Genomic DNA, 26,985 nt, shown 5'->3' on the forward strand with positions numbered 1-26,985 from the left:
TAAAATTTTAGAGCTACACCCTGGGCAGGTCCTCCCACGGTAGGGTGCGAATTGGCCTTCCCCTCCGTTCTACTGCGGTAAAGATTTCCCTGGGAGGGTAATCAATGGTTACCGATCTGCAAGGCAACACGGTGGCTGGCGCAACGCCTCGAGCCGTCGAATATTTCAATGAGGCCATCGCCGCGTTCAATGTCTATCAAGGCGACCCCATATCCGCCCTCGACAATGCCCTGGGCGAATCGCCCGATTTTGCCATGGCGCATATCGCCAAAGCTCATTTGTTCGCCGCAGCCACAGAGCCCGCCCTGTCGGCCGCAGCCTCAGAGATCGTCCAAAAGCTGAAAACCATGCATCTGAATAATCGCGAAAGCTCACACGTCCAGGCTCTTGAGTTGCAGCTTTCCAGCCGGTGGTCCGACGCGGCGGTGCATCTGGATATGCACAATATGCGCTACCCCCACGACATATTGGCATTACAGTGCGGCCACCTTATGGATTTCTATCGCGGTTGTTCACGGAATCTGCGCGACCGTATTGCACGCGTATTGCCTCAATGGCCTGCAGAAATGCCGGGATACTCCATCTTGCTTGGCATGTACGCCTTCGGGCTTGAGGAAATGGGCGAATATGCCAAAGCCGAGGAACACGGCCGGCTCGCTGTAGAGCTTCAACCGCTTGACACCTGGGCACACCATGCCGTCGCCCATGTGTTCGAAATGCAAGACCGTCCCCAGGAAGGCGTCGACTGGATGATGACGCGTAAACAATATTGGGCGGGTGACCAGAGCTTTTTCAAGGTACACAACTGGTGGCACCACGCTTTATACCTAATGGAACTAGGAACACTGGATGAGGCCCTGGGTATTTACGACGCCCATATCCGCAAGGAACAAAGCACCATCGCCTTAGAGCTAGTCGACGCTTCGGCCATGCTCTGGCGACTGCATCTGGCGGGGGTCGATCTGAAAGGCCGATGGAATGAAGTTGCGCAGTGCTGGGACGAGCATGCCGATGGCCGTTCATATACCTTCAACGACTGGCATGCTGTGATGGCCTACCTAGGAGCGGGGCGGGAAGACGACGCCACACGGCTCATTGATGAATTCCAGCGCGACCGCGCGCGCATGACCGAAGTCGATGAATGGACGCACGACATAGCACGGCCACTTGCACAGGGCTTCGTAGCGTTCTGGCACGAGGACTACCCAACCGCCATTCAGAAACTGCACCCCGTTCGTTACATCGCCAACCGCTTTGGCGGCAGCCACGCTCAACGCGACATCATTGACCTCACCTTGATCGAAGCCGCCCTGCGAAGCGAGCAGCCACGCTTCATCGCGGCATTCGCCAATGAGCGGCTCGCACTCAAGCCCGGCGATTTAATGAACCACCGCTTGCTGCAGTTTTCCTCAGGGCAAAACTTTCATTGATGATTATTGTTCTTGGGTAGAAGCCTAACCCTCTACCAGAGCGCTTTGTTCGACGGCCGGCGACTGGCGCTGCTGATGGAGAAAATATGCTACCCAGTAAGCCGGCCCCAACAACGCTATGACGTATGCGATCACTTGTTGCGGATTTTGAACCAGACTCGGATAGTAAAGCTGTAGCGGTATTGCAGCTGGCATAGACAACGCGTTCACGATTTTGGATACGGCTCGGGCGTGTCGCAGTATCCTATCCCCATGGACTCCCTGATTGCTGCCTCTGCGCGCGCGCTCGCCGCCGGCGACGCGCTTGGCGCCCTAAAGCGGGTGGCCCTGCGCGACGATCCGCCGGCACTGGCTTTGCGCGGTATTGCAATGGCCCAGCTCGGCGAATATGCGCGTGCTCGCGAGCTTCTTCAGCGTTCCGGCCGGGGCTTCGGCGCCCACGAAGCGCTGGCGCGAGCCCGTTGCATCGTCGCCGAGGCCGAGGTGGCATTAGCCATGCGCGACTTCGGTGGCTCACCCCGGTCGCTGGCGGCGGCCTTGGCCACGCTCGAGTCGCACAATGATTACGCCAACGCGCTGCAGGCGCGTCTTATCGCCATACGCCGATTCTTGCTGATCGGCCGCCTGGAGGAAGCCGAAACGGCGCTGGCCCGACTCGATACGCGTGGCCTTCCGCCATCACTCGCCACAATCGCCGACCTAAGCTCAGCGGAAATCGCACTGCGCTCACTTCGCATGAATTCAGCACGTCTGGCGCTTGCCCGTGCTCAGGAGGCGGCCGAAAACGCAGGCGTACCAGCGCTGTTGGCCGAGGTCGCAGAAGCGCGAACCGTGCTCAGCCGCCCTGCCGCCCGGCGCGTCTTTCCCGACGGCGAGCAAGAACTACGCCTCGACGACGTTGCAGCGCTCTGGGCTTCCGATACGCTGATCATAGACGCCTGCCGTCGCGGTCTTGGCTCTGGCGCCGAGTGGCAGTCGCTGGCACGCCGCCCGGTATTGTTCACATTGGCGCGTGCGCTCGCAGAGGCCTGGCCCGGCGACGTCGACAGGGAAACCCTGATCGCCCGAGCCTTCCGCAGCCGCCATCCCGACGAATCGCACAAGGCTCGCCTACGGGTTGAAATGGGCCGTCTACGCGCGCTTGTCAAACCACTGGCGCATATCGAAGCAAGCGCGCAAGGCTTTGTGCTCAAGCCGCTTGATAACCGCGCCGTTGCTGTGCTGGTACCGCCCATTGATGGCGATCAGGCATCATTGGTCGCCCTGCTTTCCGACGGCGCAGCCTGGTCTTCGTCTGCGCTGGCGATGGCCCTGGGGACCAGTCAACGAACTGTCCAGCGCGCGCTTATCGAGCTTGAAGCAACCGGGCGGGTGCGCTCGATTGGGCGTGCACGGACATGCCGCTGGTTGTCCGCGCCGCTAACAAGATTCACGACGATATTGTTACTCCCTACTCTGTTGCCGTTGGCATAAAGTGGTACTGCCGCGCCGATCCGAGGCGCACAACAAGGAGCTAGCGATGACTCAACAGACAAATCAAATGCAACCCCAGACTATGGACCACGCAGCGGAGATCGTACGCGAATATGGTCCTTTCGACGGTGCCGACCAGGTACACGGCGTGACCTTCGATGGCCGGCGCGTGTGGGCCGCCACCGGGGCCAAGCTGATCGCCTTCGACCCAGGAAGTGGCAAGCTCAGCCACACGCTCGACCGAGCCTGCGATGCGGGCACCGCTTTCGATGGCGTTTATCTTTACCAAATTGCCGAGGAACGCATCCACAAAATAGATCCATCCAACAACAAGGTGGTGGCGTCCATCCCCGCGCCCGGACACGGCAGCGACTCGGGACTAACGTGGGCTGAAGGCAGCCTATGGGTGGGCCAATACCGTGACCGTAAAATTCACCAGATTGATCCGGAGACCGGTGCCGTCATCCGCAGCATCGAGTCCAACCGTTATGTCACCGGGGTGACTTGGATTGACGGCGAACTTTGGCACGGAACGTGGGAAGGAGACGAGAGCACTATTCGCCGAATCGACCCCGAGAGCGGGGCCGTGCTTGAACAGCTGGAAATGGCGCCCGGCACCAGCGTCAGCGGACTCGAATCCAACGGCGCCGACATCTTTTACTGCGGTGGCGGAACAAGCGGCAAGGTCCGCGCTGTGCGACGTTTGAAACAACCGTAAGGGTGATGACAATCAAATAAGCTTGAGATGCGGCCTGGCTGATATGCTACTGCCTGCCTCGACCTTGCTCACCCAAGGCGCTGAGCTTTGGACGCTAGGCAAGCGACTGGATGCTATTGCCAAGCGGGTCGAGGTACGGCACCGACCGAGCCACGTGAAAAAGAGCTGCTATTTATCGCGTTGCACAGGGGCGAAGCCAACATCAGCGCGATCATGCCCGACGAAAGCTTCGCGTTTGCGGCAGCTTTCATACCATTTGGCGTTGGGCTCGCCTTGCCCGGCAAACTTTTGCGCCAGGCGTGGCGAGCGCCACACGCCCCCTGCTACGCCCGGTTGGGGGGGCACAGCATACCAAAACCATTTGCCGTCCTCATCCTGCGCGAGCCAGTTCCAGTCGTTGGGCGCGCTGGTCCAGTCTGGAGGGCCGACTTGGCATTTTTTTGCATCTGTCATGATTCTAGAATACTACCGCATCAGAAGCTGCCTATCCCAAGAGAAGGTTCTTGATTAGATCAACAGAACTGCATATTCCGGTGACGATGACCGCTGATTCCGGTCACGTTAGGCCGGAATACTCAATGGCTAGCAGCAGCATTGGTCACGTTAAGTAATGCTCATCTCGAGCGGCGTAGTCTGAAACGCGAGTTGCTGCCAACGATCACCGTTACGGGCCCAAACCTGCATAACCTGGGAGTCGATTCTTACCGTGCCACTGCCGTCCTTACGGACTGCGACGAGGAGTTGGCGACCGGTCATCAAGGCGGCATCACCCATAACGTGAACTTTCAAGCCGGAACGTTCGACTTGGTGATAATCCACCCGGGTACCGCCGGTCGTGAGATAACTCTCGTAGTCATCGACCTGACCTTTAGCGTGAACATGGGTAAGACCCGGATGGAGGATCTCGCGAAGGCGTTCAAAGTCGGCGCGCATCATCGCGTCGCACCGTTCGGCTTCGAGTTTTAGCAGCAACGATTCGATGCCGGAAGTCGATTGATCAGTCATGGAAGTCCTTGACAAAGAGTATGGGTGAATCTGCATCCCCGCCGGTGACCTGTGCTGGTAACCAACCAGGTCGACACGCTCAGCAGAAGAAGATTAAAGCCTGTCCATTTTATGCATAAAATTACTATTTATGCAATTAAATATATTTTGAATCGGACCCTAAGAGGATTACTCCTTGGCCAGATACAAGGTGATTCGCTCGCGGAAATCGGTGGGAATCTCGATGGGACTGATTTTCTCAACGGAAACGAACACTATGGTGACGGTGGCCACTACCCGCACCACATCGTCAGGGCCGCACAGCTGGATGTTCAGTCCAACAGAGCTACCTCCCAATTTCACGACTTTGAGCTTGCCCGTCAGTTGATCGCCCAGGCGACTAGGCTGCTTGAAATCTACCTGCAGATTGACCGTCGGAATGCCCAAGCCGCGTTCACTGTGCAACGTGTAGTAGCTAAGTTCCAAGCCATAGTTGAACCAGTGCTCGACGACATCGTGCACCAGTTCCACATAGCGTGGGTAGAACACGATGGCGGCTGGGTCGCAGTGTCTGAACAGCACTGGTATTGGCATGGTGTGAAGACGGGACATGCTGGCTTCCTTACGCTAATGAATAGCGGCAACTTTGGTGGACAAGCCCGGCTGCGAAAGTTAGCAGACTTTGAGCCGGACATACGAAATGCCGACAACCATAATGTGGCCAAAAGGGGAAAACAAGCAATTATTGGCCGAAAGGCCACTTTATGCTTGAAAACTCGTGTGCCGTAAACAATAAAGTGACCAGAAATAAAGCATAACTTGACCAAAATCCCGTCAGAAACCTGCTTTTTCTGGGTTCATTGAGCCCGATGCCAAACATCGATAAAGCATATCTTGGCCTAACACCACAAAATCAAGCATAAAGTGGCCAAAAAATATACGCCGAAAATACCGCCTTTTTTTGCGTGCATCATCCGCTCGAGGGGAGCCGTTGCGCAACTCAAAGCACCATCTAACCGAAATGCCAGTCAACAGACACTCGCGCTTCAGAGCGATTTCGGCGATTTGGATTAGGGTGGCGTTTGATCCGACGCGTCGAGCACCACAAGACAGCGGAACGTACGCTCCTCAAGCTGCCGAACTCGCATAGCGGATATGGAACTTGCGAAGCAGGATGCTGTCATATATGCTATCAAACATGACAGTGATTGTCCTGGATACCAACGTATTTGTCTCCGCCCTTCGATCGGAAGGTGGCGCCGCACGTGAAGTACTGCGTCGTATTCTGCGTGGCAAGTATTTGCCGCTATTTGGCAATGCCTTATGGCTGGAGTACGAAGACCTGCTTAGTCGCCCCGTCTGGACGGACATAACCACCGCCCAGGAGCGTCGAGAGATTCTGGCCGCGCTGGCCCAAGCCGGGCGCTGGGTACCGGTCTATTACGGCTGGCGGCCAAACCTACCCGACGAAGGCGATAATCACCTTATTGAACTGGCCATTGCCGGTGGAGCACAGGCCATTATTACGCACAATGTCCGCGATGTGGCACGCGGAGAGCTGACCTGGAAAGAGCTGCGGGTACTGACACCCGCACAGTGTTTGGAGAATCTGTGATGAGCACACTAACCATACGTTTGCCGGACGATACCGCTCAGCGCCTGAAGACCTTGGCGCAATCGCGCGGCCTTAGCGTCAACAAGCTGGTCGAAGAAATGAGCGCCCAGGCCATCGCGGCATTCGACGTGGAAATGCGTTTCAAGACGCTAGCAGCCGGTGCTGATCGCGAGAAAGCCCTTACGATTCTTGATCGGCTGGACGGCACAAAGTAAGGCATAAGCTAGCCAAAAACCCAAGCAATTAAGCGGAAAGCTAGCTACCATAAGCAGAAACAGCTTATATGGACTGCGACCCATGATCGATAGCGAATCGGATAATAATTCACCGACGCCTCCGGCTGGCTATACAAGCTGGCTGGACTACGCCTTGGAGTACATGGATGTACGGGCAATAGAAATCGAGTCGCTTTTCGATCTCGACTCTGACTTTGATCGCAAAGCAGCCCGTCATGCCGCACGCAGGGAACTGGATAATTTATGTAGCAAAGCAGAGGTTCTGGATAAGCTAACCGGGGTCCTCGAGCTTGTGTCGGCGACAACACAGCATCAAACCGAACCTGCCGGGCCCGGCAAGGCGGAAACAGACAAGATTTCCCGCTTCACTCAAGTATTTGTAGCTGCTACTCGTCTATTTGAGGGCTACGTACAAGCGGGCTTGCGATGGCTTACTCACCCAGTTAAAGGACTAGGTGATATACCCATCAACATGATCGCAACTTCGGCCCAAACCGAAGCGCTGTTGAACCTAATTGGCCGACTAGAACACGGTATCTCTGTTTGATGCCCATAGCCTTGCTGATGACTAGCAAAAAATTCGCCAACAAGCATATCTTCCCGCAATTTTCGGGGTGCCACTGTCTCTTAATCACCGATATGACGCTTTGGATTGCTTGATCTGTATATCAGGGCGCTCCATTTTCCCGAAAATTGCCCCGAGGTCACTATAAGTGCCATTTTTCGGTCCTTTGATAATCTCAGCGATGATGCCTTCGCTCATAAACTCCGAAAAGTCGAACTCGTAATACGCGCAAATCCGATTATTGGACACTCTGTATTTTGAATCGGATATTTCAAAGAGGCTTGAGGTCGTCTTATTGTTAATCTGGCTGGCCAGAACCATTGGCGCATGAATCAAACGATGTTCCCGCTCCTCATGAAATGCAGGATTTTTCGCAATAACGGAATACCCTGTTAACTGGGTAATTAGCTCGTGAACTCCGCCACATGGGAACCCCGGCAATGAGACCCCTTCGCTTTTCATGCTCATGCTAGCCAGTTGCAGCATCCGCCCTAACGGAATCTCTCCCTCTTTCGCTGTTAGATCATGCATTACCAGTTTAAGTAATTTCTGGATGAAGCTCTGCTGGGCCTCGAGTTGATACTCGATCTTGCTCAGGCGCAATTGGGTTTCTTTCGTATATGCCCGCTGAGGAACTCCGACGGAACACGGGAAAAGCTCGCTGTTGAACCCAATTGAAAATCCATGGCCGTCACTAGCATATCCTCGCCATTGGCTCAGAAGGTCCCCATCCTCGGAAAAGCAGCAAACATAGGGGCTAAATTTATTGGCGTTATACAGATCAGCGACTTGTTGGACTAGTTCTGATCCGAATTCCTGTTCGAGGGATGCAAGAGCTTGGTTAATAATTCCGACCGCCCAACTTCCCTCCATATAGTCGGACATATTATTGATACGAGATAGCCAGAGCTTCTTTCCCTGAATGATGCTAAGAAACGCCTCAGGGCTGCAGTAATGATACAAAATCATCGTTAATCATCCAATCGTGGAATTGATTCACTAGGCGATAGGTTCTCTACGCAGCTCGCCATTATGATGAGTCATACGGTAGAAAGCTAAGTCTGGGTATTGTTTTTGCGCGATCGTGCGTACTGACTGAATCAGCTCGTGCTTGGCTCTTACGCCAAAAGTTGCAGACATTAACTCTTCTGGATGGAATATGTAGTCACCATAAAGGGCATCTACCTCTCCATGACGCCAAGTAATGAGGCGCCATTCTAGTTCATATGACCATGACTGTTTCTTTGTATAGCATACGGCCTCGACCGTACGCTTTCGAAGTTCCGGCGAGTCACCATATAACAAGAAATCTAAACCAGACCCCACAATCGGAGCGTCGACTGAATAAGCCACAGGTCTCGCCTCATGAAACGGACTATCAACCGACGCAGCAGTGAAACCCAGTACGTAGCCTTGGTGGTTATCGGCATACGTGCCCCACATTACCTCGTTATCGAAATCCCCCGTCAAACACAGTACTCGTGCAGCCTTGCCCATATGAACAACCCAAGCACTACTCTGACGGCATTAACACTGCTAGGACGATCAGGGCGCCTCGGTGGTAATCCGACCACAGATATGGCTTGGATTGAGCTCGTGGGGGGTGGGCTTATCTTTTGGTCGTGCTGATGAGCTCGCTGGCCAATCAAATGCTAACGGAACCTAATAGGTTCCGTTTTTTGTGGGTATTCGTCGCGCCAGCTGGTCATTCAATAAAGCATAATATGGCCAAACAGGAAATAAAGCATAAAGCCGACATTTGGCCACTTTATGCTTAACAGCACATATGTATTTGATCTATCTAGGATTTTTTGGTGGGCGGTACTGGGTTCGAACCAGTGACCCCTGCCGTGTGAAGGCAGTGCTCTACCACTGAGCTAACCGCCCCAAGTGCCGAAAGCTTCAAGAAAAGCTTTGGAAGATGGGAAGCCCGCTAGTTTAGCATGGAAACTTCGGCCGTTTCGGCCCGCCAGACGCAGGGCTCGCTGGCGGCTTTATCCAGATCATCCAGATAAGCCTCGTGCGCGGCAAGCTCGTCGGCGCCGGCGGGCAATACCTGCAATACCGAGGCATCGAACTGCCCCAACTGCACGCCGCCGCTGCTTTGATTATCTCTGCTGCCGAAGTCCATGATCAGGGCGTCTTGGCCGCGGGTCATGGCCAGCCACACTTCTGCCAACAGCTCAGAATCAAGCAAGGCGCCGTGCAGGGTGCGGTGTGCGTTGGAAATTCCGTAGCGCTCGCATAGGGCATCGAGCGAATTGCGCTTGCCGGGGTGCAGCTCGCGTGCATGGAGCAAAGAATCGGTGATCTTGCCGCACAGGGAATTGAAGGCGGGGCGCCCAACTTTTGCCAATTCCGCATCCAGGAATTTCAAATCAAAGGGTGCGTTGTGGATGATGATTTCAGCGCCCTGTACGAAGTCGCAGATATGGTGGGCAACTTCTGGAAACCTGGGGTGGGCCGACAAGAACTCTGTTGTCAGGCCATGCACGGCCAGTGCCTCGGGGTCGCTGTCGCGGTCGGGGTTCAAGTACAGGTGAAGATGGTTGCCGGTGAGGCTACGATTGACCATCTCGACACAGGCCACTTCGACGATGCGGTGGCCCTGAGCGGGGTCCAGGCCTGTGGTTTCGGTATCGAGAATGATTTGGCGCATGAAAGAAGCTTTTCTATATGGGGCCTGTGCTTCGGCGTATTGGTCGCCGACCGAAGCGTACCGGCCCTGATTAGGAACAAAAACAAAGGCCGTCCGAGACCGGCCCCGCCATCGATTGTAGAACGGTCCGGGCCCGCTCGCACAGCCGCGCCTGTATTCACGCCCTATAAACGCGGCCCAACTTGCCTTGGCGCACCCACAATATGCCTGCCCCGCAATATGCTCCCAGGCGGCGGGCGGCGTCTTAACGCCGTACCTTGCCGGCGATCAGGGTATAGGCAACAGGCACCACGTATAAGGTTAGTACGGTTCCCAGCAATAATCCGCCCACCAGCACCCAGCCGATTTGCTGGCGAGATTCTGCGCCGGCGCCGGTGGCGTAGGCCAGCGGCAGCACGCCCAGCACCATGGCGCCGGTGGTCATCAAGATGGGGCGCAAGCGCAGTACGCTGGCCTGCATCACAGCCTCGAACTTTTCCATGCCCTCGGCGCGAAGCTGGGTGGCGAACTCTACGATAAGAATACCGTGCTTGGTGATCAGCCCCACCAGCGTGATAAGGCCGATCTGGCTATAGATTGACAGCGACCCTCCGGATATCAACAAGGCCAGCAAAGCTCCTGTCATGGAAAGGGGCACTGACAACATAATGATCAGCGGGTTTCGCCAGCTTTCGAACTGTGCGGCCAGCACAAGGTAGATGAATACCAGCGCCATCACAAAAACCAGATAGATATTGCCGGAAGAATCGCGAAACTCGCGAGACTGGCCGTCCAGGTCGGTCTGGACGGTGTCGGGCAGCATTTCGACGGCGACTTCCTGCATATGCTCCAGCACTTCGCCCAGGGCATAGCCCGGCGCAACCGCGGCTTGCACCTTGACGGCACGCAGGCGGTTGAAGTGGTTAAGCGACTGTGGCGATACGCTTTCGCTTACGTCAAGAAAGTTGGAAAGCTGCACCATGCCGCCGTCTCCGGTGCGCACATAGATGTCGGAGATGTCCTTGGGGTCGGCACGGTCTTCTTTCTTGACCTGGACGATAACGTCGTATTGCTCTCCGCCGTCTCGAAAGCGTGTCACCTGGCGCCCGCCCAACATGGATTCCAGGGTGCGCCCCACTGTGCCCACGTCGATGCCGACATCGGCCAGCTTGTCGCGATTGACCTGCACCTGCAGTTCGGGGGTGTTAAGGCGCAAATCGGTCTCAAGGTTTTGCAAGCCCGGATACTGCTCCAGACGCTCCATGAAGGCATCGGTTAAGCGAGCCATTTCGGGGTATGAAGCCTGGCTCAGAATCACGAACTCGACCGGCTTCGATGTTGCCCGCTGCCCCAGCGAAGCCGGGTTGCTGGGAAAGGCGCGCACGCCGGGCAGCGCATTGAATTGGGGACGAAGCTCGTCTGCAATGCTTTGCTGAGATTTGTCGCGTTCGTTCCAATGCTTGAGCCGAAGGATGGCGAAACCGTCGACCACGGTTGGAAAGCCAATGACCGTCTGGTTGCCCGACGCCTCGGGTATGTCGGCGTACATGGTTTCGATTCGCCGCATGCTTTCCAGGGTGTAGTCGAGCGTGGCGCCGTCAGGGGCGGTGACGATGCCGTAAATGACGCCGCGATCTTCTACGGGCGCAAGCTCGCTCTTGACCGTCTTGAACAACACAACGCTGCCCAGCGCTACGACCAGGCCCAGCACCAGCACGATGGCTCGATGGTGCAAGGCCAGCTTGAGACTGCGCCGATAGCGATTCGTCAGGCCCACCAGAAGATTTTCAATAAAGGTATAGACCTTGCCGTGTCCACTTTGATGGCGCAATATCGTTGCGCACATCATCGGTGTGAGGGTCAGCGCCACAAAGCCCGACACCAGCACGGCGCCCGCCAGTGTCAATGCAAATTCAATGAAAAGGCGGCCGGTGCGACCGGTGGCGAACGCCAGGGGCGCATAGACCGTAACCAGGGTGAGGGTCATGGCGACAATGGCGAAGCCAATTTCCTTGGAACCAATGAAGGCCGCTTCCAGTCGGGTTTTGCCTTCTTCCATGTGCCGATAGATATTCTCAAGCATGACGATGGCGTCGTCCACCACCAGGCCAATGGCCAAGACCATGGAAAGCAGGGTCAGCGTATTGATCGAGAACCCCATGAAATACATGATGCCGAAGGCGCCGACCAACGAAACCGGGATAGTGACAATGGGAATGAGGCTGGCGCGCACATTGCGCAGGAAGAAGAAAATAATCAGTATCACCAGGATGATGGCTTCGCCGATGGTGAAGTACACCGACTTGATCGACTCCTGAATGAATACCGAGCTGTCGTATGCGATATCCAGGCTCATGCCTTCGGGCAGCCCCTGGTTGATCAGGGCCACCTCTTGAGTCATGGCCTTTGAAAGATCAAGCGGATTGGCGGTTGATTGCTTCGTAATGCCGATCAACAGGCCGTTTGAACCATTGAACCGCGCGATGATGCGTTCGTCGGCGGGGCCGATCTGCACATCGGCAACGTCTTGCATGCGTACCGAATAGCCCTGCACATTGGCGACGATAACGTCACGGAATTGCGCCACCGTTTGCAGGTCGGTGGTGGACACCACCGAAAACTCGCGCATTTCGGACTCGATCCGGCCCGCGGGAATCATGACGTTCTGCGAACGCAAGGCATCCTCGATGTCTTGCACAGTTAGACGATAAGCGGCCAGCTTGGCGCGATCGACATAGATGCGCATCGAAGGCAACCGCTCGCCGTAAATACGCACCTCGGCGGCCCCGGGCAGCACCGACAATCGCGTCTTTACGTAGCGCGTAATGTAGTCGGAAGCTTCCAGCGTATTCATGCTGCCTGCATTGACAGCCAAGAAGATAATGGGGCTGGAGTCGGCCTCGACCTTGCTGATAATGGGCTCGTCGATTTCATCCGGCAAGAACCGCCGCGCGCGCGCCACTTTGTCGCGCACGTCGGCCGCTGCTGCGTCGGGATCTCGGTCGAGATTGAACTTGATATTGATGAAGCTGCGCTCGGACCGGCTGCGCGATGTCATGACGTCGACGCCTTCCATGCCCGCCAACTGGTCTTCAAGCGGCTTGGTAACCTGCGACTCGATCACCTCGGGCGAAGCCCCTTTGTAATCGGTGCGCACAGAAACCACCGGCTCATCGATGGCCGGATATTCGCGAACAGTCAGGCGGTCATAAGAGATCAGGCCGATTAAGACAATGACCAGCGACAACACCGTGGCGAAAACAGGCCGCTTGATGCAAACATCGGACAGAATCATGGCTGCCTCATGGCTGGGCCGGTGCCGCGGGTCTGTCAACGACTACGGCAGCTCCGTCGGAGATTTTTTGCAGGCCCGCCACGACCACCTCGTCGCCTTCATTCAGGCCCGAGGTGATTTCGATACGGCCGGACCTGCGCTGGCCTATCCTGACGGTAACGCGCTCGACACTACCGTTGACCACGCGAAACACGAAGCGGTCTTCTCCCGAGGGCACCAAGGCGGTTTCAGGAACGGTCAGCACCCGGTCGTCGGCGAACCTAAGTTCGACACGTGCAAACACGCCTGGCCGCAAGGTGTCGTCGGCGTTGCCCACATTAGCGCGCAACAGAATGGAACGCCCGCCCACATCGATGGAAGGGTTGATGGCGCTGACCTCGCCCTCGCGCACCATGTCCGGCAGCGCATCGAAGGACAAAAGCAATTTGAGGCCGGGATGGACCAGCGGCAGATACTGTTCGGGAATGCGGAAATCGACCTGCAGGGGGTCGACGGATTCGATCGGCACCAAGGTGTCGCCGGGGCCCACGTAATCGCCCACTGATACGTTGCGCAATCCGATCAGGCCGTCGAAGGGGGCGACAATGGTGTTTTTTTGAAGCTGGGCCTTGGCCAGGGCAACTGCGGCGCGCTGCACCTGCAACTGGCTGGCGGCTTCGTCGCGCGCTTGCTTGCTGATGAAGCCCTGACGCGTCAGTTCGCCGGCTCGCCTGTCTTGGCTGGCGGCCAGAGCCAGGCTGGCTTCAGCCTGTTGCAATTGGGCTTTGGCCACGCTGTCATCAAGACGCAGTACCACTTGGCCCTGTTCGACCTTGCCGCCTTCTTCGATATTGATCTCGATGATGCGGCCGGTGATCTCAGAGCGCAGCACCACGGAATCGCGTGAGCGCAAGGTGCCCACGGCCGAGACGCTGCGTGGCATGGACTCGAGCACTGCGGGCGCAACCTCGACTCGAGTGCCCGACGGCGCTGCGGCAGCTTGGCCCGGTTGGGCCGCGCCGGCGTTGCCCAGAGCAGCGGCCGGCTGTTTATCGGCCCACCATCCAGCTCCCACTACGCCTATCACCGCGCCCGCGCCCAGTGCGACGATCCAACCCAATATGTTTGTTTTCATGGAAATAACAGTCTGTATCCTACCGTCGCAGATAGTAGCGCAGTCGTCCCGGCTCGCGGCCAAAAAATAGGTAACAACGCCTTTTATCCGGTGTTTGCAGTCGAAACCAGCGAGCGCGCGTGCTCGACTCCCAGATTGGCCAACTGATCTGCAGCCTCATTGCCCACATCGCCCGCATGTCCGCGAACCCACTTCCATGTGACCTCGTGCCGGCTGACAAGTTCGTCAAGCTCTTGCCAAAGGTCTGCATTTTTTACCGGCTTCTTGTCGGCGGTGCGCCAATTGCGGCGTTTCCAGTTGCTTATCCATTGCGTCATGCCTTTTTGCACATATTGGGAATCTGTGTGCACAACGACTTCGCAAGGCCGCTTCAAAGCCTTCAGTGCCTCGATCACGGCCAGGAGCTCCATGCGGTTATTAGTGGTGTCAGGTTCGCCGCCGTACAGCTTTTTCTCGTGGCGGCCCTGGCGCAACAAGGCGCCCCAGCCGCCCCAGCCAGGGTTTCCCTTGCAGGCGCCGTCGGTCCAGATTTCAACAGGATTACTACTCATGATTGCATTGATTCAATATGTCGCGCGCCCTCATGGCGCCGGAATGGCGGCCGGCAACGACCGCTGCGCGACGAACGCGCTGTTTCTTGTCTTTCCAGGCGGGCCCGATGAGGCGTACCCCCGCCACCCGTTTGACCGCCGACACCACGTAGACCGCGCCGCAGACGGGCCACCATCGATCCCCGGCAGACTCCATGAAAGACCAGCGGTCGAGCCATTTGGCGCTGACGCAGGGCGGCGCATAGCAACCGAAATGTCCACGATCTGCCTCGAAGGTAAGCAATTTGAACCAGTCTTTGAGACGACCCAACGATACCTGCATGTGCGCCGGAACCGGTACGATGGGATCCAGGCCGGGCACACGCTCGTGCGCGCCCCAGAGGCTCCATGGATTGAACCCCGAAATTACCACCCGGCCCTCGGGCACCAATACCCGCTCGGCCTCGCGCAACACCTGGTGCGGACTATTGGAACACTCAAGCACATGGGGTAATATCAGTAGGTCGATGCTCTGGCTTTCCAAAGGCAGGTATTCGGGTTCGGCATATAACGCAACTTTAAGCTCGTGCTGCTGCGCTTCATCCCAGCACGAGTGCGTACGATCTTTGTTCGGAATCCGATTGGCTTGCAGTAAATCCCATTGGGGCTGGCCGATTTGCATGGCATGGTAGCCAAACACGTTGGCAACCATGCCATCGATTTTTTTCTGTTCCCAGCTTTGCACGTATTGGCCGACCGGCGTAGCCAGCCATTGCGCTAGCTCGACAGCCAGGGGCTGGCCCGAAGAAACAGACACATGAGCTCCTTGCATTTAGGTGGAAACAACGATGGCACACAATACCAGCCTATTGACACCCGTACCGGCGTTTAGCGACAACTATATCTGGGTGCTTAGCCGTAATGGTCGCGCCGTGGTTGTCGACCCGGGCCAATCCGAGCCGGTCGAGGCGTTTCTAAAAGAATACCAGTTAAATCTGGACGCTATTCTACTTACACACCACCACCCTGATCACGTCGGCGGTGTTGTCGCTCTTAAGGAACTCACCGGCGCCCCCGTCTACGGTCCGTTAGGCGAAACCCTACCTGCCTGCGACGTACGGCTAAAGGAAGACGACGAGGTTTTCATAGAAAGCGTGGGTTTGCGGCTTTCGGTGCTTGATGTTCCCGGCCATACTGCCGGCCATATTGCCTATTTCGGCTACATGGACGAAGAAACCCCCCTGGTATTTTGCGGTGATACACTATTTGCCGCCGGATGCGGACGACTCTTCGAAGGCACACCGGGCCAAATGTGGAATTCGCTAAGCAAGCTCAAGGAACTGCCGCTGGAAACCCTGGTGTGCTGTGCTCACGAGTACACGCTGTCGAACCTTCGCTGGGCCCTGCAGGTCGAACCCGACAATCCGGCATTGCAACAACGTTGGAAAACGGCACAAAAGCTTCGCGAGCAAGGCTTGCCGACCGTGCCATCGACCATCGGCGACGAGCTGGAAACCAACCCATTCCTGCGTCCGTTGCAAGAAGAAGTCGCCGCAGCAGCCCGAGCCCACGCCAAGGCGCCGCTTGATTCGGCTGTTGCCGTTTTTGCCTGTCTACGCGAATGGAAAAACAATTTTCAATAACAAACCATGAACTGCCTGCGACTTCTCATCCTGCTCTTTGTAGCCGCCCTGGCCGGTTGCGCAAGCAATTCCAACCATACCCCTGTCAAAACCTCGTACCGTGCCGCCGACACCTCGCGCACCGTCGACCTGACCCACCCTCCGCGCGACATGTGGGACCGCATCCGCCGCGGCTTCGCCATTCCCAACCTGCAGTCCGACCTGGTCGACGAATGGACAGCCTATTACGCCTCTCATCCCCAGTCGGTCTATCGCATGAGCGAGCGTGCAAGCAAATATCTGTACTACATCATCGAGCAACTTGAAGACCGGGGTTTGCCGTCTGAACTGGCCCTGCTGCCTTTTGTCGAAAGCGCCTACAACCCCACCGCCTATTCGCGCGCCAAGGCATCGGGCCTGTGGCAGTTCATTCCCAGCACCGGGCTGCATTACAACCTCAAGCAGGATACGTGGCGCGATTTGCGTCGCGACCCCATCGCCTCTACCAACGCCGCCCTCGAATATCTAACGTATTTGTACGATTTCCAAGGCGATTGGTACTTGGCGCTGGCCTCGTACAACTGGGGCGAAGGCGCGGTCAAGCGGGCCATCGAGCGCAATGCGGGTCAAGGGCTGCGCACCGATTACGTGGCGCTTGCCATGCCGGGTGAAACGCGAAATTACGTGCCCAAGCTGCAGGCAATCAAGAACATCATCGCCGACCCCGAAAAATACGGACTCACTCTGCCAAAAGTCCATAACGAGCCCTATTTCACCACGGTCATTGAACCGCCGTCGCTTGATCTGGCGACAGCAGCCCAGCTTGCCGAGATGCCGCTCGACGAATTCAAGGCCCTCAACGCCTCGTTCAATCGACCCATCTTCCTTGCCGAGCATAAGCCAACGCTGCTGCTGCCTACAGACCGCGTCGATATCTTCAACGCAAACCTCGAAGCCTATAAAGACAAGCTCGGCAGCTGGACAACCTATCAGGCCAGCAAGGGCGAATCTTATGCAGCAATTGCCAAGAAATTCGGCCTGCCGCTCGACGAACTGCGCACGTTGAACGGGTTAAGCAAGAAAAGCACGCGCGCCGTGGCCCAAACACTGGTCGTACCCGAAAGCCCCCCCACCGGCGGTGGCATCCAGTTGGCCTCGCTTGAAGTTCCGGCCGGCACAAGCGCCCCGACCCGGCCTGGTACAACTGCGGCAAGCGGCAAGCGCGACGTGGTCGTCGTGCGCAGCGCCGGCGCCAACGTTCGCACACACACTGTCCGCAAGGGCGACACGCTGTTTGCGCTGGCCAAGCGCTACAACACTTCGGTGGATGCCTTGCGCAAGCTAAACAACCTGCCCAACAACAATCTGTCCCGAGGCAAGCGGCTTCGCATCCCGGGCACAAATGTTCACGGCTAGCCTATATCCACATACAACAGGACCAACAACATGGGTTTTTTAAAAGGCAAGCGCATCCTGGTTACAGGCGTATTGTCCAATCGCTCCATCGCCTACGGCATCGCCCAGGCCTGCCGCCGCCAAGGAGCCGAGCTGGCGTTTACCTATGTTGGCGAACGCTTCAAAGAGCGTGTTGAAGGCTTTGCCACCCAATTGGACAGCAAGATCGTGCTTTCTTGCGACGTGGCTGAAGATGCATCCATCGACGCCGCCATCGAACAACTTGGCAACCAATGGAGCGGCCTCGACGGCCTTGTGCACTCGATCGGCTTTGCGCCGCGCGAAGCCATCGCCGGTGATTTCCTTGAAGGCCTGTCGCGGGAAGGGTTCCGCGTCGCGCACGATATATCCGCCTATAGCTTCCCCGCCCTGGCCAAGGCCGCGCTGCCGCTGCTCAAGGATCGCAACAGCTCAGTGCTTACCCTAACCTACCTGGGCGCCGAAAAAGTCGTACCCAACTACAACACCATGGGCCTGGCCAAAGCCTCGCTCGAAGCCTCGGTGCGCTATCTGGCGGCTGCGCTTGGCCCGATGGGCATTCGGGCCAACGGCATTTCCGCCGGGCCGATCAAGACGCTTGCAGCCAGCGGCATCAAGGATTTCGGCTCCATCCTCAAATTCGTCGAATCGCATGCGCCGCTGCGCCGCAACGTCACCATCGAAGACGTCGGCAACGTCGCTGCCTTCTTGTTATCTGATCTGGCCGCCGGTGTCACAGGTGAGATCACCCACGTGGATGCCGGCTTCTCCACTGTCATCCCGGGCATGGAGTAATCGCTGCTGCGGCGCCTCTGTCTTGGGCGCCGCGATGAGTTGCAGCGGGTGAACATGAACGCGTGGCAGAAGATACGCCTGGCTGCAGGAATGCGCGGCTGCACGAGCGTGGGCCCGCCATAGCCGGCACAGCTAGGGAAACAGTTCGCCCGTCGTATCCGGGGCCCAGGGCCGATATTTGGTCATGACAGCGGCAAACAGCTGGGATTCCATCCATGTGCTTAGCCAGGCCTGAAGGCCTGGCCATGGCTGGGCGTCGAACCACTCTTTGTCGACATGCGCATACTGGCGCACAAACGGTGCAATGGCCATATCGGCCAGCGCGCGACGCGGGCCAAACAGCCAGGCGCTTTTTGCGAGCCTGGCTTCAAGCGAAGCCAGCCATGCTCCGCCGGCATCCCGCTGCGTAACCGCCCATGCCGACAACGCAGCTTCGTCAACTATGGGTGCGACTTCCTTAGACGGATGGCGGGGTTCTTGGGCGTCATCGGGGGCGGCTTCCGTAGACGGATGGAACGATGCCTGGGTCTTATCAAGGGCGACCGGGGTCATACTTGATGTAACGCGCTGCTGGACGAACTCAGCCACGAACCGCCCCGGGTATTTGTAGCGGTCCAATTTGGGCTTGAAGCGCTCATCGCATTCTTGGATCAAGCAGAGCATTTCCGCAAGGCTGCCCTCTTCGGGCGCGAGCCACCCCTCTGGGTCGTGCATGCGCAAGGCCCACAGCATGATATCCAGGCTTTGCTCCACGACTACGCCATCGGGCAACACCAACACCGGCACCGTTGCCTTGGGCGATGCCTGCAGCAATGCCTGGGGCTTGTTTCGCAGAACCACCTCTCGCAATTCGCAGCGCCGGCCGCTTACCGCCAAGGCCAACCGCGCGCGCATCGCATAGGGACAACGGCGAAAGGAATAAAGTATGGGAAGTTCAGATGAAGTAGACACGTACTTCTATACTAGCAGGCCCGAGGCGGATCGCAACCGCTGCTCGGCCTGGGCACTGATGCTCTCAATTACTTCAGCCGCCGAAGGCACCGAGTCGATAAGGTCGACCGCCTCGCCCGCCCACACCATGGCCACGTCGTAGTCGGCGTCGGCTGCGGCCGCCCAGAACGCCGGGCCTTCGGTGGACACTTTGTCGGCCAGTTCACCCTCGCGGCCTTCCCATCGCTGCATGAAGGGGTTGCGCAACGCACGCCCGGTGTAACCCTCAGGCCAATCGTAGCCACGCACAATGTCGAAGACACGAGTGCGGCGCGTATCGTCGCCCCGGCCCTGCACCAGCTTTTGCTTGGCCTGCTCATGGCCGAGAGCTTCACGGGTTGCGTAAAAACGTGTTCCCATCAGTACCCCCTGCGCGCCCATTACAAGCGCAGCGGCCACACCCCGGCCATCTGCGATGCCGCCGGCGGCCAGCACGGGAATGCCGGATGCCACGTCGAGCACCGCCGGCAACAAGGCCATGGTGGCGCGCGCGCCGCCATGGCCGCCGCCCTCAGTACCTTGGGCCACGATCACATCGGCCCCGGCCTGGCGGGCCAACTGGGCGCCCGCCACGTCCTGAACCTGGCAGATCAGCTTGCATCCGGCGTTCTTGATGGTGGCGGCGTACTTGCCCGGATCCCCGAACGACAGCATCATCACCGAAGGCCGCGCCTCGAGGACCAGTTCCAGCGCCGCTTCGGAAATATTCCATGTAATGAAGCCGGCCCCCCAGGGCCGCGTGGAAAGCTCCCTGACCAGCGCCAGTTCGGTCTTGAGCCAGTCAAGATCACCATAGCCGCCACCCAACATGCCGAGTCCACCCGCATTGGAAACCGCCGCGGCCAGCCGCCCGCCCGCCACGCCCCCCATGGGGCCCAGCACAATGGGATGGCGCAGATCGAAAGATTGGGAAAACGGCGTTGTGATCATGACGGCCTCCTGAATTAAGGTTGATCGGTTTGCGCGATGAATTCAACTGCGCTTAGTCGTCGGTTTCGCGCTCGAGTATCGGCTTGGCCGGCATCGCCGCCCCGATGTGCCGGGTCTTGCGTTTGCGTGCCAGCTCGACCTGTTTCTGTCTTTCACGGAAGCGTCGCATCTGTTCGGGCGTATGCGTGCCGTGACAATGAGGGCAACTGATGCCTTCTACATACTGAGGCGCGGCCTTGTCCTGCTCGGACAGCGGCAGGCGGCATGCGCGGCACAATTCGTACTGCCCCGGCGCCAGTCCGTGATCGACCGAAACACGCTCGTCAAAGACAAAGCATTCGCCGTCCCACCGGCTTTCATCCTGCGGTACGGTTTCAAGATATTTAAGAATGCCGCCTTCAAGATGATAGACCTCGTCGTACCCCCGGGAACGCAAATAGGCTGTCGATTTTTCGCAGCGTATGCCACCGGTGCAAAACATGGCGACCCGAGGTTTCTTTTTCGGATCAAGCAGCCCGCCCTCGCTTGATTGCTGCTCTACCCATTCAGGGAATTCGGTAAAGCTGCGTGTCTGCGGATTGACGGCGCCTTCGAAGGAGCCGATGGCAACCTCGTAATCGTTGCGCACGTCAATGACGACGACATCGGGGTCGGCGACCAGATCATTCCATTGCTCTGGCCGCACGTAGGCGCCGGCCATGGTCTGCGCGTGCACGTTCGGCACCCCCATGGTGACGATCTCGCGCTTGAGTTTGACTTTAAGCCGGTAGAACGGCTGGCTGTCGGCCCATGACTCTTTATGCTCAAGCAATGCCAGGCGGGGATCGTCACGCAGATATTGCAACACCGCCCGCACACCTGCCTCGGGCCCCGCAATGGTGCCATTGATGCCTTCTTCGGCCAACAACAAGGTTCCGCACACGTCGTGTGCCCGGCAATAATCAAAAAGGGGGTCGCGCAAAGCGCGATAGTCGGCTAGCTGCACGAATCGGTACAGCGCCGCAACGAGAAACTGGGACATGATGCTGAAGTTAGGGTCCGGGCGAAAAAGCCATTTTACCCCCTGCTCCGGCTGTATCCACCCAACGGTTTTGAGCCCCGACGTTAATGGTGGTAAACTCTTATTTACCAATTGATAAATAAGAGTTGCGCGACACATTCATGCGTACCGCTGGAGACCTGCCATGACAATCAAGCGCCTCGACCATTATTCGGTCCGCACTCTGGATCTGGATGCATCCTTGCGGTTCTACACCGATATCATGGGCTTCAAAGCGGGGTTTCGCCCGCCATTCGATTTTCCCGGGCATTGGCTTTATAACGAAGAGCCCTACCCCACATCGAATGGCGTCGTCCACCTGATCGGCATCGACCCCGACAACCCGGAAGGGTTGCGCAAATACCTGGGTGACCGAGACATCGACTCCATGAAAGGCGGCGGCGCCGTCGACCACATGGCATTCCTGGCAACCGATGTCTCCGACATGCGGGCACGGCTTGAACAACACGGCCTGCCTTGGCGTGAACGAGATGTTCCTTCGCTAAGCCTTTTGCAACTGTTTTTGGAAGATCCCAGCGGCATTACCATCGAGCTCAACTACCCCGCCTCTGAAGGGCCGGCGCGTCAATCCGCTCAATCGTAAAAGGCCTTCGCATGGACAAGATCAAGAAACAGCGCAAGGCGATTATTGTGGGTGGGTCAATGGGCGGCCTGTTTGCGGGAAACTTGCTGCATCGCGCCGGCTGGCAGGCCGATATCTATGAGCGCGTGCCAGGGCCGCTGTCGGACCGCGGCGCCGGCATCGTCACCCATCAAGAGCTTTTGCATGCCTTGCAATGCGCGGGCGCGCAAGTCGACGAAACATTGGGTGTAAGTGTTGCAAGCAGAATTACTGTCGATCTTCATGGCCACACCATTGCGTACTTGCCCTACCCACAAGTACTTACCGCCTGGAGCCGCCTGTTGCAGGTACTTGAAGAAGCGTTTCCTGTGCAGCACTACCATCGCGGCAAGGCTCTGGCCCATATCGAGCAGGACGCCGACGGCGTAACCGCCTACTTCGACGACGGCTCGCACGCCAACGGCGAGTTGTTGATCGGCGCCGACGGCATCCGTTCCACGACACGCGCGCAGTACATGCCAAACGCCCGCCCCTTATATGCCGGCTACGTCGCTTGGCGCGGGCTCGTCGAAGAGTCCGATCTAAGCACGCACACTCGGGGGGCTCTGATGGAGCGTTTTGCTTTCTGCTTGCCGCCTCACGAACAGATGTTGACCTATCCCGTAGCCGGAAAGGCCAACGCCCTCGCCGAAGGTGAAAGGCGCATCAATTTTGTCTGGTACCGACCCGCCCCCGAAGATACTGAACTTCGGCGCTTGCAAACTGATGCCGCAGGCGTGTGGCATGCGGGCGGCATCCCTCCCGGTGCGATTCGGCCCGACATACTCGACGAGGTACGTGCTTCCGCCACCGCGACGCTTGCCCCCGAGTTTGCAGAGATCGTTCACAAGACATCACAGCTGTTCTTCCAGCCTATTTTCGACCTGGAAACAGAGCAAATGGTGTCGGACCGCGTTGCGCTGCTCGGCGATGCCGCTTATGTCGCCCGTCCTCATTCAGGCATGGGTGTTACCAAAGCGGCATACGACGCCATCGAATTGACCCGTGCGCTAAGCACTCAACCCAGTCTTCAGGCGGCCCTTGGCGCCTATCAAGCGGAACGAAGCCGATTCGGCCAGGCCATAGTCAGACAAGCCCGCAACATGGGGGCCAGCCTGCAAACCAGTTTCGACTCCAAGCATCAACAACAAATGGCCTTCCGCTATCGAGCCCCGGACACGCTCATGCGTGAAACCGCCGTGTCACTGCAATATCTTGACCTGGAATCAGCCCACTGAACCCGTATCGAGCGGGAAGCCGCTTTTGAGTGCCTCACGCAAGTGCGCCACCAGCAACTGCGTTGCGCGCGGCACATGAGGGGTGTAGGGCCTGATCGCATAAAGTGAATCACCAAACACCCCCACGGGTTGCCAGCCGGGCAGCACATGGACAAGATCGCCCCGCTCCAGCGCACGCTGTGCGGAAAAATCGGGCAACACTGTAATACCCAGGCCCGCCTCTGCCGCGCGCCGTAAACCTTCACTGTTGTTGACTGCAAACGGCCCGCTGACCGGCACGACGAAATTGTGCTGACTTGCGGGCTTTTTGCCAGAGCGCTCGAACGTCCACACAGTAGTGCTTTGCCGGCGTGGATAGTGAAGACAGGCGTGATCGGCCAAGACGGATGGATGATCAGGCGACCCATGACGATCGAGATAATCCTGGCTGGCCACAAGCACGGAACGTACATCACACAAGGCCCAGGCGACATAGTTGGGCGGGGGCGTCGATGTATGGCGAATGGCAAGATCGAACCCCTCTCCGGATAATGAGCTGAGCTGATCGGACAGATCGAGCTCAATTCGAATCCGCGGGTTTTCTTTAAGGAACCGGGGCAGGCGCGGCACGAGCTGCTGGCGCGCAAGAGCCACGGGCGCACTAAGCCGCAAAGTGCCCTGCGGGGTAATCGCCTGCTCGCGCACCGCCTCGAAGCTATCGGCGATCTGGTCGAAAGCAGCGCGTGTATTTTCAGCCAGTTGCTCACCGGCCTCGGTTAGCCGCACGCTTCGGGTGGTGCGCCGTACCAGCGGCACGCCGGCCGCCTGCTCAAGCTCGGCGATGCGTTGACTCATGGCCGCCTTGCTTACATTCAGGTAAGCGGCCGCGCGCGTGAAACTGCCTTGCTCGGCCAACACGGCCAACCAATGCACATGGGACCACAAGGCGGTTATTTTCTTGTCTTTCATACGGCTGATTATTCATTATTTTGAACAATGAATCCAGCCTTCTGGTCTATCGCGAACACAATCGCATACGTAAACTGGGCTCCATATACCAAGACTCAAACACAGTCACAGCCTCCAAAGAAGCCCTATGCAAGCCTATACCGATACCGCCGACGTCGGCCATTTCATCAACGGCCAAATTACATCCGGAACCGCCCAACGAAGCAAGGATGTCTATAACCCGGCCTTGGGCCGGGTGGCGCGCCAGGTTCTGCTGGCCGAGCCGCAAGATGTCGAGCAGGCCGTGGCTTCGTCCAAGAAGGCGTTTGCCGCCTGGGCCGACACCTCGCCGTTGCGTCGCTCGCGTGTAATGTTCAAGTTTCTTGATCTGATGAACCAGCATCGAGACGCCTTGGCAGCCATCATTACCGCCGAGCATGGCAAGGTTTTCAGCGATGCCCAAGGCGAAGTCTCACGCGCCATAGACGTTATCGAATTCGCCTGCGGCATTCCGCAGTTGCTCAAGGGCGACTTCACCGACCAGGTGGCCACGGGCATGGACAACTGGACACTGCGCCAGCCGCTGGGCGTGGTCGCCGGCATCACCCCCTTCAATTTTCCTTGCATGGTGCCCTGCTGGATGTTCCCGGTAGCCATCGCCGCGGGCAACTGCTTCATCTTGAAACCCAGCGAGCGCGACCCTTCCGCGTCGCTGTACATGGCGCGGCTTTTCCATGAAGCAGGCTTGCCCGAAGGTGTGCTTAACGTCGTCCAAGGAGACAAGACAGCAGTCGATGCACTGCTTTCCCACCCCGACATCAAAGCCATCAGCTTTGTCGGGTCGACCCCCATTGCCAAGTATATCTACGAACAAGCCGCCCATTTCGGCAAGCGCGTACAAGCTTTGGGCGGCGCCAAAAACCATCTGGTCGTCATGCCTGACGCCGATCTTGATCAAGCTATCGACGCACTAACGGGCGCGGCCTATGGCTCAGCCGGTGAGCGGTGCATGGCTGTGTCGGTCGCCGTGCTGGTCGGCAGCGTGGCCGACCGCATCATGCCCCGGCTCAAAGAAAGAGCCGAAACGCTGAAGGTGCGCAACGGCATGGACCCAGAAGCTGAAATGGGGCCTATCGTCACAGACGAAGCCTTGAAGCGTGTCGAAGGCTATATACAGCTGGGCGTGGAAGAAGGCGCCACACTGGTGGTCGATGGGCGCGGTCATAAAGTAAGCGGCCATGAGCAGGGTTTCTTCACCGGCGGCACCTTGTTCGATAACGTTACCGCCGATATGCGCATCTATAAAGAAGAAATTTTCGGTCCGGTGCTGTCTTGCGTGCGAGTCGATGATTTCGCCGCGGCACTCGAATTGGTCAATGGCCACGAGTTCGGCAACGGCGTGTCCTGCTATACGCGCGACGGCCATATCGCCCGCGAGTTCGGCCGGCGCATTCAGTGCGGCATGGTCGGTATCAACGTACCTATTCCCGTTCCCATGGCTTGGCACAGCTTCGGGGGTTGGCAAAAATCCATGTTTGGCGACATGCACGTGTATGGCGAAGAAGGCGTGCGCTTCTACACCAAGCAAAAAAGCATCATGCAGCGGTGGCCGGAAAGCACCGAAAAAGGCGCCGAGTTTGCCATGCCCGCACCGAAGTAGGTAAACAAATTCTTCAATGGTAAAGCGCGCAACCCGACAGAAATAATCAGTCGATAAGCAAAACAAGCTGTAAAACCAAAATCGATTTAGAAATAGTATTGGAAGAGGTCCCGTCAACGAAATATATTATCGATTGATTAATAAGGAGACAAATCCATGGTCCATCGCTACGACGAGAACAAATTCACCATCGATCTGGTTCACGAGACAGCCAAACGATGCTGCAACTGGGGCAAGTGGGGGCCGGACGACGAAATCGGCACCCTCAACTACGTCACCCCGGAAGACGTCACAGCGGCGGCTGGCTTGGTGCGCAAGGGCAGAGTCTTTTCGCTGGCGCTTGATTTTGACCGCGAGGGGCCGCAAAAAGGCCTATGGGGCAATCGATACAACCCCATCCACACCATGCTGGCCACCGGCACCGACGCCGTCGCCGGCAATCAGGACGAAGGCGGGTTGCGCTACGCCGATGACGCTGTCTCCATGCCCCTGCAATGCGGTACGCAATGGGACGGCCTGGGCCATATCTTCTATGGCGAAAAGATGTGGAACGGCTACGATGCCCGCCTCGTCGATAGCGATGGCGCTCATAAGAACGGCATCGAAAAGGTCAAGGCCAAAATGGTTGGGCGCGGCGTGCTGCTTGATGTTGCCCGGCACATCGGCGTCGATTCTCTTGAAGACGGCCAGGCCATTTCGGTCGCCGATCTCGACGCGACGGCAAAAGCGCAGGGGGTCGAGGTGCGCCGTGGCGATTTCGTCATTGTGCGCACAGGCCACATGGAACGATGCAAAACCGAGGGTGATTGGGGCGGCTATGCGGGCGGCGAAGCCCCCGGTCTGGCCTTCGATACCGCCAATTGGATCTACGACAAGCAAATTGCAGCGATCTGTACCGACACTTGGGGCTGCGAAGTCCGCCCCAACGAAACAGACGATTGCACCCAGCCCTGGCACTGGGTGGTGATTCCCATGATAGGCATCAGCATGGGCGAGATTTTCAACCTCAAAGAGCTCGCCGAAGACTGCGCCGCCGACGGCGTGTACGAGTTCCTTTTCACCGCCCCGCCCCTGCCCATCACTCGCGCCGTGGGTTCACCGCTGAACCCCATCGCGATCAAATAAGGAGG

Annotated in this window: 27 protein-coding genes and 1 tRNA gene; 13 read left to right on the forward strand and 15 right to left on the reverse strand. The window is 57.7% G+C overall.

The window, feature by feature from the left end:
* Window positions 1-104: 104 nt before the first annotated feature.
* The 3 genes from ACIY1O_RS02495 (at window position 105) to ACIY1O_RS02505 (ending at window position 3,621) form a co-directional block, all read left to right on the forward strand.
* Window positions 105-1,430 carry a tetratricopeptide repeat protein gene (locus ACIY1O_RS02495; protein ID WP_397473495.1) on the forward strand — a complete coding sequence of 442 codons (1,326 nt, stop codon included), beginning with the start codon at window positions 105-107 and terminating at the stop codon, window positions 1,428-1,430.
* Window positions 1,431-1,682: 252 nt separating this feature from the next.
* Window positions 1,683-2,903 (forward strand): helix-turn-helix domain-containing protein, encoded by a 1,221-nt coding sequence (locus tag ACIY1O_RS02500; protein ID WP_397473634.1) that lies wholly within the window; start codon window positions 1,683-1,685, stop codon window positions 2,901-2,903.
* Window positions 2,904-2,949: 46 nt separating this feature from the next.
* Window positions 2,950-3,621, forward strand: coding sequence for a Vgb family protein (locus ACIY1O_RS02505; protein ID WP_397473496.1), 672 nt, complete (start codon window positions 2,950-2,952; stop codon window positions 3,619-3,621).
* 168 nt (window positions 3,622-3,789) lie between these two features.
* Here ACIY1O_RS02505 and ACIY1O_RS02510 read toward each other — a convergent pair whose 3' ends face one another.
* The 3 genes from ACIY1O_RS02510 to ACIY1O_RS02520 form a co-directional block, all read right to left on the reverse strand.
* Entirely contained in the window at window positions 3,790-4,074 is a 285-nt protein-coding gene (locus tag ACIY1O_RS02510) for a hypothetical protein (protein ID WP_397473497.1), read from the reverse strand.
* A 150-nt stretch (window positions 4,075-4,224) separates the two neighbouring features.
* Entirely contained in the window at window positions 4,225-4,626 is a 402-nt protein-coding gene (locus ACIY1O_RS02515) for a nuclear transport factor 2 family protein (RefSeq protein ID WP_397473498.1), read from the reverse strand.
* Window positions 4,627-4,794: 168 nt separating this feature from the next.
* Window positions 4,795-5,217: an acyl-CoA thioesterase gene (locus ACIY1O_RS02520; protein ID WP_397473499.1), complete on the reverse strand. Its 423-nt coding sequence runs from the start codon at window positions 5,215-5,217 to the stop codon at window positions 4,795-4,797.
* A gap of 586 nt (window positions 5,218-5,803) precedes the next feature.
* On the opposite strand from ACIY1O_RS02520, the gene ACIY1O_RS02525 reads away from it, so the two are divergent.
* From ACIY1O_RS02525 to ACIY1O_RS02535, 3 genes are all read left to right on the forward strand, one after another.
* Window positions 5,804-6,220, forward strand: coding sequence for a putative toxin-antitoxin system toxin component, PIN family (locus ACIY1O_RS02525; RefSeq protein WP_397473500.1), 417 nt, complete (start codon window positions 5,804-5,806; stop codon window positions 6,218-6,220).
* Window positions 6,220-6,435, forward strand: a complete 216-nt coding sequence (locus ACIY1O_RS02530; RefSeq protein WP_325440147.1) for a ribbon-helix-helix protein, CopG family — start codon at window positions 6,220-6,222, stop codon at window positions 6,433-6,435. Before ACIY1O_RS02525 ends, ACIY1O_RS02530 begins: the two co-directional genes overlap by 1 nt.
* A gap of 82 nt (window positions 6,436-6,517) precedes the next feature.
* The gene (locus tag ACIY1O_RS02535) at window positions 6,518-7,003 is read left to right on the forward strand and encodes an antitoxin Xre/MbcA/ParS toxin-binding domain-containing protein (protein WP_397473501.1); all 486 of its coding nucleotides are present in this window, start codon (window positions 6,518-6,520) and stop codon (window positions 7,001-7,003) included.
* An 84-nt stretch (window positions 7,004-7,087) separates the two neighbouring features.
* On the opposite strand, the gene ACIY1O_RS02540 is transcribed toward ACIY1O_RS02535, so the two are convergent.
* The 8 genes from ACIY1O_RS02540 to ACIY1O_RS02575 all read right to left on the reverse strand — a co-directional run bounded on the left by ACIY1O_RS02540 (window position 7,088) and on the right by ACIY1O_RS02575 (window position 15,415).
* Window positions 7,088-7,990 carry a DUF2971 domain-containing protein gene (locus ACIY1O_RS02540; protein ID WP_397473502.1) on the reverse strand — a complete coding sequence of 301 codons (903 nt, stop codon included), beginning with the start codon at window positions 7,988-7,990 and terminating at the stop codon, window positions 7,088-7,090.
* Window positions 7,991-8,020: 30 nt separating this feature from the next.
* Window positions 8,021-8,518 (reverse strand): DUF2971 domain-containing protein, encoded by a 498-nt coding sequence (locus ACIY1O_RS02545; protein WP_397473503.1) that lies wholly within the window; start codon window positions 8,516-8,518, stop codon window positions 8,021-8,023.
* 315 nt (window positions 8,519-8,833) lie between these two features.
* Window positions 8,834-8,908 (reverse strand) — tRNA-Val (locus ACIY1O_RS02550).
* Window positions 8,909-8,954: 46 nt separating this feature from the next.
* Window positions 8,955-9,680, reverse strand: a complete 726-nt coding sequence (gene dnaQ / locus ACIY1O_RS02555; RefSeq protein ID WP_397473504.1) for a DNA polymerase III subunit epsilon — start codon at window positions 9,678-9,680, stop codon at window positions 8,955-8,957.
* 244 nt (window positions 9,681-9,924) lie between these two features.
* The gene (locus ACIY1O_RS02560) at window positions 9,925-12,954 is read right to left on the reverse strand and encodes an efflux RND transporter permease subunit (protein WP_397473505.1); all 3,030 of its coding nucleotides are present in this window, start codon (window positions 12,952-12,954) and stop codon (window positions 9,925-9,927) included.
* Between the two features lie 7 nt (window positions 12,955-12,961).
* Window positions 12,962-14,068 carry an efflux RND transporter periplasmic adaptor subunit gene (locus ACIY1O_RS02565; RefSeq protein WP_397473506.1) on the reverse strand — a complete coding sequence of 369 codons (1,107 nt, stop codon included), beginning with the start codon at window positions 14,066-14,068 and terminating at the stop codon, window positions 12,962-12,964.
* Window positions 14,069-14,151: 83 nt separating this feature from the next.
* Window positions 14,152-14,619, reverse strand: a complete 468-nt coding sequence (gene rnhA, locus ACIY1O_RS02570; RefSeq protein WP_397473507.1) for a ribonuclease HI — start codon at window positions 14,617-14,619, stop codon at window positions 14,152-14,154.
* Window positions 14,612-15,415 carry a class I SAM-dependent methyltransferase gene (locus ACIY1O_RS02575; protein ID WP_397473508.1) on the reverse strand — a complete coding sequence of 268 codons (804 nt, stop codon included), beginning with the start codon at window positions 15,413-15,415 and terminating at the stop codon, window positions 14,612-14,614. The genes rnhA and ACIY1O_RS02575 overlap by 8 nt, the downstream gene beginning before the upstream one ends.
* A 31-nt stretch (window positions 15,416-15,446) precedes the next feature.
* On the opposite strand from ACIY1O_RS02575, the gene gloB reads away from it, so the two are divergent.
* Genes gloB through fabI form a run of 3 tightly spaced genes read left to right on the forward strand, consistent with a single transcriptional unit; the run spans window position 15,447 to window position 18,449 of the window.
* Window positions 15,447-16,241 carry a hydroxyacylglutathione hydrolase gene (gloB, locus tag ACIY1O_RS02580; RefSeq protein WP_397473509.1) on the forward strand — a complete coding sequence of 265 codons (795 nt, stop codon included), beginning with the start codon at window positions 15,447-15,449 and terminating at the stop codon, window positions 16,239-16,241.
* Between the two features lie 6 nt (window positions 16,242-16,247).
* Window positions 16,248-17,636 carry a transglycosylase SLT domain-containing protein gene (locus tag ACIY1O_RS02585; RefSeq protein ID WP_397473510.1) on the forward strand — a complete coding sequence of 463 codons (1,389 nt, stop codon included), beginning with the start codon at window positions 16,248-16,250 and terminating at the stop codon, window positions 17,634-17,636.
* A gap of 30 nt (window positions 17,637-17,666) precedes the next feature.
* Window positions 17,667-18,449 (forward strand): enoyl-ACP reductase FabI, encoded by a 783-nt coding sequence (gene fabI, locus ACIY1O_RS02590; RefSeq protein WP_397473511.1) that lies wholly within the window; start codon window positions 17,667-17,669, stop codon window positions 18,447-18,449.
* A gap of 132 nt (window positions 18,450-18,581) precedes the next feature.
* On the opposite strand, the gene ACIY1O_RS02595 is transcribed toward fabI, so the two are convergent.
* From ACIY1O_RS02595 to trhO, 3 genes are read right to left on the reverse strand one after another with little or no spacing between them, the layout of a single operon-like run.
* Window positions 18,582-19,400 (reverse strand): glutathione S-transferase, encoded by an 819-nt coding sequence (locus tag ACIY1O_RS02595; RefSeq protein ID WP_397473512.1) that lies wholly within the window; start codon window positions 19,398-19,400, stop codon window positions 18,582-18,584.
* Between the two features lie 6 nt (window positions 19,401-19,406).
* A complete protein-coding gene (locus ACIY1O_RS02600; protein ID WP_397473513.1) occupies window positions 19,407-20,369 on the reverse strand; it encodes an NAD(P)H-dependent flavin oxidoreductase in 963 nt (320 codons plus the stop codon).
* 52 nt (window positions 20,370-20,421) lie between these two features.
* The gene (trhO, locus tag ACIY1O_RS02605) at window positions 20,422-21,390 is read right to left on the reverse strand and encodes an oxygen-dependent tRNA uridine(34) hydroxylase TrhO (protein ID WP_397473514.1); all 969 of its coding nucleotides are present in this window, start codon (window positions 21,388-21,390) and stop codon (window positions 20,422-20,424) included.
* 163 nt (window positions 21,391-21,553) lie between these two features.
* Here trhO and ACIY1O_RS02610 point away from each other — a divergent pair, with 163 nt between their 5' ends.
* Entirely contained in the window at window positions 21,554-22,012 is a 459-nt protein-coding gene (locus tag ACIY1O_RS02610) for a VOC family protein (protein WP_397473515.1), read from the forward strand.
* A gap of 11 nt (window positions 22,013-22,023) precedes the next feature.
* A complete protein-coding gene (locus ACIY1O_RS02615; protein WP_397473516.1) occupies window positions 22,024-23,268 on the forward strand; it encodes an FAD binding domain-containing protein in 1,245 nt (414 codons plus the stop codon).
* Here the strand turns inward: ACIY1O_RS02615 and ACIY1O_RS02620 are convergent.
* Entirely contained in the window at window positions 23,257-24,216 is a 960-nt protein-coding gene (locus ACIY1O_RS02620) for a LysR family transcriptional regulator (protein ID WP_397473517.1), read from the reverse strand. The genes ACIY1O_RS02615 and ACIY1O_RS02620 overlap by 12 nt on opposite strands.
* Before the next feature lie 127 nt (window positions 24,217-24,343).
* Between ACIY1O_RS02620 and ACIY1O_RS02625 the strand changes: the two genes are divergently transcribed.
* Both ACIY1O_RS02625 and ACIY1O_RS02630 read left to right on the forward strand, forming a co-directional pair.
* Window positions 24,344-25,855: a CoA-acylating methylmalonate-semialdehyde dehydrogenase gene (locus ACIY1O_RS02625; protein WP_397473518.1), complete on the forward strand. Its 1,512-nt coding sequence runs from the start codon at window positions 24,344-24,346 to the stop codon at window positions 25,853-25,855.
* Between the two features lie 156 nt (window positions 25,856-26,011).
* On the forward strand, window positions 26,012-26,980 hold the full coding sequence (locus tag ACIY1O_RS02630) for a cyclase family protein (RefSeq protein WP_397473519.1): 969 nt from the start codon (window positions 26,012-26,014) through the stop codon (window positions 26,978-26,980).
* Window positions 26,981-26,985: the final 5 nt, after the last annotated feature.

The organism is Pusillimonas sp. (genome assembly GCF_044464525.1).
Taxonomy (GTDB): domain Bacteria; phylum Pseudomonadota; class Gammaproteobacteria; order Burkholderiales; family Burkholderiaceae_B; genus Pusillimonas.